The sequence below is a fragment of the Streptomyces sp. RP5T genome (assembly GCF_003933965.1).
In the GTDB taxonomy this organism is placed as follows: domain Bacteria; phylum Actinomycetota; class Actinomycetes; order Streptomycetales; family Streptomycetaceae; genus Streptomyces.
Genome location: NZ_RSAJ01001202.1, coordinates 1 through 811, shown reverse-complemented (window position 1 = coordinate 811; position 811 = coordinate 1). Strand labels below are relative to the sequence as shown.

The following is an 811-nucleotide window of genomic DNA, read 5'->3' as shown; positions in this document are numbered from 1 at the left end:
CCACACTCCCGTAGCGCTCCCGACATCGCCCCCTGGGACGACACCGCCCTCCCGCTCTTCCCGCTGCAGCCCCCTCGCAGCGCCCGGGAGCTGCTCACCGACCACGTCACCGCGATGGTCTGCTGTGCCGCGATCGACACCGCGGGCGCCGCGCCGGGCCTGGACTGGCTCGACGGCCCGTCCCTCCTCATCAACGGCGAACGGGCCGTGGACCTCGCCCCTCGCGTTCTCAGCCTCGTGGAGGACGGCGACCCGGCCCCTCTGCGTGCCTGGCTGGTCAAGTCGGGGATACGCCCCGAGAAGCCGGTCCGCCTCGTCTGACCGAGTCGGAATACCCGCTTCCACTTTCTGCCAATTCGCAACGAGTAGTGACAGTCTGAGTGCGGAATGTGATGTGCTGGGACCGTTCGCGCACATGGCAAGGGCGCGTGCCATAGGACAGACGCACGAGACGCACGAACCACGCGCCCCGCACACCGCACTGCGCCGAACACCGCGCTGCACGCCACCGCACCCAGCACACCGCACCGCACCGCACACCGCACCGCGCACGACGACCGACGGGGCACGAGGGAGGGGAGCGACCATGGGACCGGGACCAGGATCAGGGCCGGGACCGCGATCAGCGCCGGAGCACATCCGCCGCTGGGAGTCGGGAGCACTCGCGCACGCCGTCACGGACCCCTTCGGCCTCGGCCCCGTCCCCTGGCTGCGCGGCAGTGAGACCTACTTCGACGACACCGGCCAGATGGTCCCCTGGTACGTCGAGACGGACCCCGCGCACACCCCGAAGGAGGGCGCCCCGCGCATC

Annotated in this window: 2 pseudogenes; both read left to right on the top strand. The window is 71.1% G+C overall.

Annotated elements, in window-relative coordinates:
- Positions 1-321 (top strand): annotated as a pseudogene (locus EHS43_RS45405) (hypothetical protein); the annotation flags it as partial.
- A 265-nt stretch (positions 322-586) separates the two neighbouring features.
- Positions 587-811, top strand: a pseudogene (locus tag EHS43_RS45400) (hypothetical protein); the annotation flags it as partial.